Genomic DNA, 9243 nt, shown 5'->3' with positions numbered 1-9243 from the left:
CTGAGCGAATAATAACTATTAGATCACAGAGGGACAGTTCAATCAAGGTTGTTTTTTGTACAATGAGATATTATAAAAAAAGAACGTGAAAACGTTCTTTTCGGAGAAATTCTACAGCCTCAACGCTTTGCTAAGCGGCTAAAAATAGCTGGCTATAATAGCGAGGAACGAGCACAGCCAGCTGTTTGTGTCCGTTTAAGCAACTTGTTAAATGGCTAATAATCACGGTATTTCACGACGATTCCATCTAAACCAAGCGAGTAGTCGTGATCCCTTAATATGCTAGATTGTTCCTTAAACTTTGACTTAGACATTTGAGATATTCTTTCAAACTCTTTCTGCTTTAATAAGTCATGCACTTCTTCTTCGAGACCAATTTTGAGGTTTACACCTTTTGCTTCAACGTTAATTGAATAATATCTAAATCCATCTTCAATATTGAGTTCAAGCTTTCTGTTTAAAGCACTCTCCATTAAAAAAAGAGATTTATAACTTGCGTCAATAAATGTATCTTTTTTTAATCTAAACGACTTTTCTTTTTTACTCTCAGGGTCAACTAGATAAGTTAATATTCGATCATTATTAAAATATGTAGCACATGCATTAAGGGTCCCTGGAACTACTCCATCTATTGTCGCAACTCTTTGAACCTGTTCTTTCGCACTTAATATTTTTGAGTTTAGTGAATTATTAGACATGCCTTTGGCTTCAAATACGTGCCAATGTCCATTTGAACATTGACCGACTAAATCAGGTTCTCTTCCCCTTCCATCCACATCATTAAATTCTATTACTCCTAACGACTTTAGATTTTCAACATGGATCAGGCTTGGTATATCTAGTAGTTTTTCAGCATAGAATTTAGCAAAGGCCATTCCTAAGTTGTAACTTACAATTCTTTTTTTATCACTGACATGTGAATGATATATTGGGTGTAATCTCATACCATTTCTATCAGATGCAATATTTTCAAAAACAACACCGACCTTTTCGATTACTGAGCTATAAATAGCTCTTGCTAATCCAAAGTCTTTTATCTGCTTCTTTGTTATAAAGCTAGGATTCCCAACCGTAACCATCGAGCGATAAAGGTCTAATTTTTTACACCTTAAGCTACTCTCGCCATTGGTATTTATGTGGCCGTAATTATTAACATAATCACTACTTTGATAAAATATAGAAGGCAATGCATACTCCTTTTGCCATTTAACGCTCACTTCAGCCGCAGCTGGTATGGAGCTATTTTTGTGTTATTGTTCGAGCGACAGCGAGTAACGCAAAAATAGCGTAATACCAGCTGTCGGACTGCAAGTGCTTGTTATGTTTTATTTTCGCCAGTTAATAACTTTGAAAACAATGCCTTAGAAACATCTTTTCCAAACTCTTCAATATCCTCTGGACCACCATAAGGAAACTCTTCATTTGATTGTTCTTTAAGATAACAATGAAGCGCAACAGCGCTATCATGAGCAATATCGAAAAATGGAACCGCTGGATGTTTATAATTAGGGTCAAAGTGAACTACCCACTTGTTTCTAAAGTCGACTATTTCCCCTTGATATTCAGAGAATTCCTCTTGCGTTTTACCAATTGATTTAAAGAGATAACTACGAAAATGATCATGATTTTTTACAACTTTTTTCCAATGACATTCTTCTTTATGGGAACCAAATATCTTGCACCAATTTATGACTGTGTCATATAACAGAACATTATTTAAATGTGTAAAAGGGCTCAAGTCTTTATACGAACGATCTAAGTCATCACATTTATCTTCAATAACTAAAAATGAATGATACGAACGAAAAAATGCGTTTAACCATTCAAATCTGCTTTGTATTTCATGAAATTTTGGCAAACACTACTCCTTTAAAACATAACAGCTTTATTAACTCACAAAATATCACTTTAACCGCGGAAACACGACAAGAGTTAATGATTAAAATATTACATAACTTTACGTTGATTTAACGATAAAACAAAGAGATATAATAAAGTTATGATTTATTCATCATGACAAAAGACAGCAAACTGTCATAATTGTGGTGAAAAGACTGCACATTAGAAAATAGATGAGAATTTATTCGTGGTTTAATTTTTTGAAAGCTTAAAGCATCATTCAATGTAACGACACCTCCCTTTTCATATTTAAACTTTCCCAAATGATAAAAACCTTTTCATATCGTAACAAACAAACCATTTGGTTATATCTCATCGTATTTTGATATCAGTAAGCTAACGTATTACAAGGTGACTCAATGCTACAATAAAGACGTAAACAGCATGGAGACAATATGACTGCAAATATTAAAAACAAAACCATTTTTTATAGTAAGATTTTTTCAATAAATTTAGTGACCTACCCTATTAACCACAGTGTAATGAGCCACGTTGACAATGTTCAAGAAGGGCGATATTACAAACTCAATTTCATATTGGTACAGCCAAAAGTGGGTGGTGTGTTTAAGTGTACAAAATGCATTATTAACTTATTCAACCGCGTGTATTTATTTAGACCCGACAAGTACGAACACAGCGTCACGAAAATCGAATCAGGAAAACGTGTCCTGCTCAGTTTTGCACTCAATATATAAGCTTTGTAAAAAGGTTTACCTACAAGTAAAAAAAGCAAGATCGCCGCTAAGGCGAAACACTAAGCAAATAGACTTCTAAATGTATCAATGAGTTCAGGCTAACAGACTGTAAATAAAGCCTAGCTTGCTCAAACTAGCGAAATTGAGCCAAGCCTAATAATGGCTACATCCACCCACCGTTGAGTTTTCCCAAGTCATCCATTCATTTTAGTAAAGCCAAACAGGATGTTTGGGTTAGTTGAGGCTAGTGCATTGAGCGATCTATACGGCAGCATAGTTATATGAGCGGGCTAAGCTCTGCCTGCCCCTTGCCGTTATTAGCTCAGTGTAAAACACATCATATAAACAGTACGTTAAAAATGAATGGATTACTTGGATCAGAAAGAGATCCGGTGTCAGTCTCTTTGATTCTTTATAAACATAGGTTTCTCTGCTGGCAGAGAGAAAGTAACTCGCTGTTAGCGCGAAATACCAAGCAGGAAATATCAATGTAAAGCGATGAGCGCAGACGAACCCTCTAAAAAATCAAAGAGGAGCCACCTTCCCTATCATCGGATAAGTAAACAAAAAGAAGTGTGAAACATTCACTAACCAATGACACAAAATCGCCCATTCTAATCGCTGTGTTTTATAAAAAATATAACTGTAACCAAACCCTGCCACACCTGATACCAACACATAACTCCATCCCCCTATAAAATGCGCCAAGGCAAAAACAGCTGCAGTTATAAGCGGTGCAAAAATAGCTAAACGTTTAACTGTGATTAATTGCGACAACTTAGTTTGTAACAAACCTCTAAAGAACGCCTCTTCAGCAACACAGGTAAACAAAAGATTAATAGCAATAAAGGCTAACCAAAAGTCTGGCACTTTAGAGCTAAACCCGACGAGCCCAATCATTAACGCTACCGTCAAGGTCGCTAATACGGTACAAATAATAATGAAAAAAGGCTGTTTAAGCTTTGTTATCGTACTGATTTTTCCTGTAATTATATTTACTGTAGTTATATTTGCTGTAGTTGTATTTGCTGTAGTTGTATTTGCATTAGTTGTATCTAAGGCTTTAGTTGTTTGGCTCTTAGAAAAAAAGTAAGCACAAACCAATAACCCAGCCACACCCTTATCAAAGTTAGCGTAAAGGGTATAGGGAATAGCATCGCTAGTGATTAACTCATTAATGACAATGGGTAAGTTATTAAAACCGGGCACTGCATGCACGGCTAATGCCAATGAACTGGCAATAAAAGTAGTACTTAATATTGCCCGTATTATTGGCTGTTTTATGTAAAGCGCGCCATGATATAAAGCGACATAAACCACAATAGCCACCAGCCCAACAGTATCTATATGTTGTTCGACGTAACCACTGGCAACACTCAAAGCCATTAACCATAACCAAAGCGGTTGCTTGATGATTGATACTTTACAGTATGGTAAAACACATAAAATCGATAACGCTAATAGATAAAAAGTCATTTTATTTTTTATATGCTCAGGGTTTGTTTTTAGGCTGTTATATTAACTGATTTTTAACGGCTACTTTTTAGTAGCCGATTTTACTATTAAGGCGTTTCGCCTAATAAATAAGCGCCAACTGGCCTTTGATAAGCTTCATAGTTTGCTTTTGGGGTTTGAGTTATTCTATTTTCAATTTCTATCATAATATCCATTTCATCTGCACTCATATAACCTTCATCTTGAGTCGTTGACCAAGTAATACCCGCGCCAGCATCAGTAATCTTACGAGTAAAACGATAGGCTTGCTCGATCCCAAAGACTAAATCAGACCTTGAACTACTCCATGTACTTCTAATAGGAAACCAACCGTGCTTAAGTGCTTTTTTATTGCCGTTGTAACTATCCCAAGGGGTCTCTTGCATATCTGGAATCGTATATTCTTCGTAACCCCAAGAGTTAGGGGGTGCACCTCGCCCTAGCGGTGTGATATGACCAGCAGTAAAGTCTCCGTATTCGTTGGTAGGTACATGTTTTATTATTTTATAATCAGTGTCATCTTGATCATCTAAACCATCACTATCAACATAAAGATACTCGCCACTGGCATCGGTAAAATACGCTTTTTTTTCATTGATGCCAATCGCTAACGTTGGGTCGACGCTGCGTAACGTATCAACAAAATCAGATAGTGAACCTGGTAATTTCCTCACATTATCTAACCAATAGCCATCCACTAAACCATCAAACCTTTTGGCATAACCCTCTACTAAATAGCGCCAAGCAGCACCTTCATCACCATTCCATTCAGTATTATAGTACTCTTCCCATGCGACTTTTATCTCGCGTTCATTTTCAGGATCATTATCAGTGATCATTGATGGCCCTGCTGCATTTAAATATAAAATAACTTTTTTGCCCGCCTTTCGATAAACATTAATCACATCAAAAATGATTTGTTCATTTTCAAGCCGAGGTACCATATCTGGATGGATAGCGGCTACATCAACATTGTCGTTATCACGTAATGTAAAAAGAAAAGCATGAGCAGGATGAGTGAAAGAAGTGATGACATGTCCTGATGAAGGAAGATTTTTAACTATCTCTTCGGCACCAGCAACCCAGTGAGCAGATCCGGCATCGACGGATTGATCAAGCTTATAGCCACCATCAACTCTTTGCGTTATGCCCCAAGAACCTGCTAACCAATTTGCATTTTCGTCAATGTACTCTTCTTCAATATCTAAGGCTGAATCATTAGATTGAGCAGGCGTGCTATTACAGCCAAGTATGCCAACAATAGTAATGACAAACAGTAAGGTACATTTAAGTTGTTTTTTTATTATCATCGAAAGCCTATTTATAATGTGTATTTAATCAATTGGGTTAACAGTAGTAAACCTATTATTTATGCTCTCAGTAAAAGCCAAAATAGTGAAGAAAACATGTCATATTCAATATGTTCAACCATAGCCAAGGTGTGTTTATGATTGATACTTTACTGTATCGAAAAACACATAAACTCGATCATACGAACAGATGAAAACTATTCATTTTTTGTCGGTCACTTGTTGAAAAGCAGACTCGGCCTTTAAAGCTAAGTGCATCGAGTCACTCTACTTATTAATGAGTAGTAAGTCACCAACTATAACAGCCACTATCGAATCTTAAAATTGTACTTAACATCCGTATTTAAGTTATCTTTGATGTAATACCAATCACACTAATTAACTGATCTATTTTACTGGTTAAAATAACTTATTTCTTCGTTGTAAATTTCGTAAAGGGGACAACCATTTAGCTCAATTTACGCCTTAAACTAAGTCATTTTTCCTGCGCAAAATTTAGATCACTTATTTAATGTAATCGGTATAAACTAGACAAAAACATCATCAGGGAAGAGGCAATGCCATCATCACGCCACATTGTTAGTGATTTTATAAAGCGCGGTTATGTTCAACCAGCTCAAATTAATGAGGCACTTAACTGTACACAGGTTTCGCCTACCATAAACAGTTGGTTTAAGTTTATCGACCGATTATTACTGTGTTTAGGGGCGCTAAGTTTGGCTTTTTCAGTGCTCTTTTTTATTGCCTATAACTGGGATGATTGGGGACGTTTTGGAAAGTTTGCTTTAATAGAATCATTGCTTATTGCCACTATATTTATCTATTGGCTTGCCAAAAAAGACAGTCTCAAAGCACAAATTAGTTTATTAGTGAGCAGTTTAATGGTCGGCGTGTTAATGGCCTTTTTCGGACAAACGTATCAAACGGGCGCGGATCCTTGGACTTTGTTCTTTTTTTGGGCTGTTTTGATCATACCTTGGGTTGTCATCGCTCGTTTTGCGCCATTATGGTTGAGTTGGTTGGGTTTATTAAATATTGCTTTAAGCCTCTACATTGATAGTTTTGGCCTCCCTTTAACGTTATTTTTATCAGCTGATGGTAATCTCTGGATTGCAGTATTTTTTCTGAACAGTATTGCATTAACTACATTGGAACTGAGCAGCCGACGCTTCACCTATTTATCATCTCGTTGGTTAGCTCGAAGCATCGCTTCATTAGCAGGCTTTATGATCACCTTTATTGTTGTTGATATGATAATAGATTCACACAATACTAGCCTATTACCTTTCTTCTTTTGGGGAGTCTTTATTGCCGCGTTATATGTGGTTTATCGTCATCTTCGACACGACTTATTTATGCTCGCAGGCGGCTGTTTATCAAGCATTGTTGTTATTATCACTGCTTGTATCGACAATCTGAATGAGGATTATATTGAAGGATTCTTTCTACTGACGTCAGTGTTAATCATTGGTCTAACGAGCTTAGCGACCATTTGGTTGAAAAAAGTCAATAAGGAGATGTTGTCATGAAGATACAACAGACTCAACAGCAAAGACTGTGGCAACGACTTCAAGAGAAAGCCTTAGTCAACGGCGAGTTTCAACCTGCAGAGACATTAGACTCACCTTGGTTTATAAAACTCTTACTGGCTTGTTCTGGTTGGTTTGCCTCACTATTTATCTTGGGCTTCTTTTTGCTCACTTTACAAGACTTGGTGGAAAACAGCGCCGTTTGTTTAGTCGTCGGTTCTGGAATGATATTAATGGCTTATCAAATGTTAAAAAATAAGCCATCTGAATTCCTAGAGCATCTTATGCTTGCCTTTAGCTTAGCCGGACAAGCATTGCTAGCTTGGGCTATTTTTATGATTGATAATACGGTCTTTTCTGTATTTCCTTGGTTTGCTATTTTTATTATACAAAGTAGCTTAAGCCTGATCATGCCGCATTATATACATAGCGTTTGCTCTGCTTTTTTTGCAAGTATTGCATTAACCATGTGTTTTCATTATTTGCAGCTTTCAGCATTTACTTCAGCAAGTTTATTATTATTGGCATTATTTTTAGTACTCAATGAATGGCGTTCAGTAAAATGGCAGCCTACCTTTGAAGCAATTAGTTATGGCATTATATTGTTACTTATTCCGTTCAAAGCCTCTTACATCATTGGTTATGACCTTGCTTATTGGTTAAATGAAACCACATTAGAACAGTCATGGTATTACTATTTAGATGAACTGTTATTACTCTTCACTATGCTTTATTTAATCGTCACTTTAATGCAGCGTAGCCAGCATCATTTTCCATTTAACACTAAATTAGCCATTATTGGCGCAACTATCTGTTTATGTCTTTTATCGATGCAAGCCTCTGGTATTACTATTGGTTTTGCTCTATTGATAGTTGGATTTTCAAACAGTAATAAAGTCTTACAAGGATTAGGAATAACCTCATTACTCTTTTATATCTCCAGTTATTACTATTTATTAACACTTACTTTATTAGAAAAATCGGTCATTTTATTCATGATGGGGTTATTCATATTGGCGATTCGTTATGCCTTATTAAAATGGCTGAATCCGATGCAGATTCATTCGGATTCGTCAGAACTTTCTCATAAACAGCTTAATCCACAGCAAGGAGATAACGATGCAATCTAAAATCGTAATAGGCATGTTGTTGGTTATTTTAGCGGTGATGAACTTTTCAATTGTCAGTAAAGAGCAACATTTAAAACAAGGCGATACCGTATATTTGAAACTATCGCCTGTAGATCCTCGTTCGTTAATGCAAGGTGATTATATGGCGCTACGCTTTGATGCTGCGGATCAACTTTATGGTGCGCTCCAATCAAGCTCCAACAAAACCTTAAAAAGTACACATGATGGGCAAATTGTAGTGAGCTTAGATGATAATAAAGTAGGTACTTTTCAAAGAATTTACCAAGGGAAATCGTTACAAGGAAATGAACTTCGACTTAATTATCGTGTACGCGACGATAATATAAAATTCGCCACTAACGCTTTTTTCTTTGAAGAAGGTACAGCTGAACTTTACGAAAAAGCTCGATATGGTGAGTTCAAAGTCAGTGAAAAAGGAGAGCTATTATTGAATGCAATGTTTACCGAGCAGTTAACTGAAATCAAAGTAGAGTAAAAACGGTAAGTCACCACGAAGCCGCTGCGCTGCAAGATGAAAGCGAAGAAAATCCACAAAATTGATTAATATTAATGTGTTGACCTAACCTTCTTTACTCTTCGTGCCTTCGTGGTTAATTCGCTTTTGATTTTAAGAGACTGTAACCAACCACGAAGCCGCTGCGCTACACGAAGAGCACGAAGAAAACCGACAAGATACAAGATTGATTAATATTAATGTGTTGAACTAACCTTCTTTACCCTTCGTGACTTCGTGGTTAAATTGCTTTTGACTTTAAGAGCCCCTAATCAACCACAAAGCCGCTGTGCTACACGAAGGTCACGAAGAAAAACACATAATATATTGATTAGTAATGTTTTTAACCTAACCTTCTTTACTCTTCGTGCCTTCGTGGTTAAACCGTTTTTGAATTTAAAAGAAGTAATCAACCACGAAGCCGCTGCGCTACACGAAGAGCACGAAGAAACCCCACAAGATTGATTAATATTAATGTTTGTTGAACTAACCTTCTTTACCCTTCATGCCTTCGTGGTTAATTCGCTTTTGATTTTAAGAGACTGTATGTAGTGGCATAATGAATTTGGCCATCTGATTAGAGGTGATAAACTCACTTTAACTAATCAGGTATTAATATGACAAAACAAACAAGACCAACTTATTCACCCGAATTTAAATTAGAAGTTGCAC

Annotated in this window: 8 protein-coding genes; 4 read left to right on the top strand and 4 right to left on the bottom strand. The window is 36.4% G+C overall.

What is annotated here, in order from left to right:
• Positions 1 to 215: 215 nt before the first annotated feature.
• Together SP041_RS20365 and SP041_RS20360 are read right to left on the bottom strand one after the other, a co-directional pair.
• A complete protein-coding gene (locus tag SP041_RS20365) occupies positions 216 to 1187 on the bottom strand; it encodes a hypothetical protein (RefSeq protein ID WP_025566186.1) in 972 nt (323 codons plus the stop codon).
• A 131-nt stretch (positions 1188 to 1318) separates the two neighbouring features.
• Positions 1319 to 1858: a hypothetical protein gene (locus tag SP041_RS20360; RefSeq protein WP_025566187.1), complete on the bottom strand. Its 540-nt coding sequence runs from the start codon at positions 1856 to 1858 to the stop codon at positions 1319 to 1321.
• A gap of 436 nt (positions 1859 to 2294) precedes the next feature.
• Between SP041_RS20360 and SP041_RS21295 the strand changes: the two genes are divergently transcribed.
• On the top strand, positions 2295 to 2594 hold the full coding sequence (locus SP041_RS21295; protein WP_025566188.1) for a hypothetical protein: 300 nt from the start codon (positions 2295 to 2297) through the stop codon (positions 2592 to 2594).
• 525 nt (positions 2595 to 3119) lie between these two features.
• Here the strand turns inward: SP041_RS21295 and SP041_RS20350 are convergent.
• Both SP041_RS20350 and SP041_RS20345 read right to left on the bottom strand, forming a co-directional pair.
• Complete coding sequence (locus SP041_RS20350; protein WP_025566189.1) at positions 3120 to 4070, bottom strand: CPBP family intramembrane glutamic endopeptidase; 951 nt, start codon at positions 4068 to 4070, stop codon at positions 3120 to 3122.
• A gap of 86 nt (positions 4071 to 4156) precedes the next feature.
• A complete protein-coding gene (locus SP041_RS20345) occupies positions 4157 to 5398 on the bottom strand; it encodes a hypothetical protein (protein WP_025566190.1) in 1242 nt (413 codons plus the stop codon).
• 557 nt (positions 5399 to 5955) lie between these two features.
• Between SP041_RS20345 and SP041_RS20340 the strand changes: the two genes are divergently transcribed.
• From SP041_RS20340 to SP041_RS20330, 3 genes are read left to right on the top strand one after another with little or no spacing between them, the layout of a single operon-like run.
• Positions 5956 to 6927, top strand: a complete 972-nt coding sequence (locus SP041_RS20340) for a DUF2157 domain-containing protein (RefSeq protein WP_025565918.1) — start codon at positions 5956 to 5958, stop codon at positions 6925 to 6927.
• A complete protein-coding gene (locus tag SP041_RS20335) occupies positions 6924 to 8057 on the top strand; it encodes a DUF4401 domain-containing protein (RefSeq protein WP_025565919.1) in 1134 nt (377 codons plus the stop codon). Before SP041_RS20340 ends, SP041_RS20335 begins: the two co-directional genes overlap by 4 nt.
• Entirely contained in the window at positions 8047 to 8553 is a 507-nt protein-coding gene (locus tag SP041_RS20330) for a GDYXXLXY domain-containing protein (RefSeq protein WP_025565920.1), read from the top strand. Before SP041_RS20335 ends, SP041_RS20330 begins: the two co-directional genes overlap by 11 nt.
• The last annotated feature ends 690 nt before the right edge of the window (positions 8554 to 9243 follow it).

This window comes from Psychromonas sp. SP041 (assembly GCF_000470315.2).
Classification (GTDB): domain Bacteria; phylum Pseudomonadota; class Gammaproteobacteria; order Enterobacterales; family Psychromonadaceae; genus Psychromonas.
The sequence above is the reverse complement of the archived record's forward strand: the minus strand, read 5'-3'. Positions and strand labels throughout refer to the sequence as shown.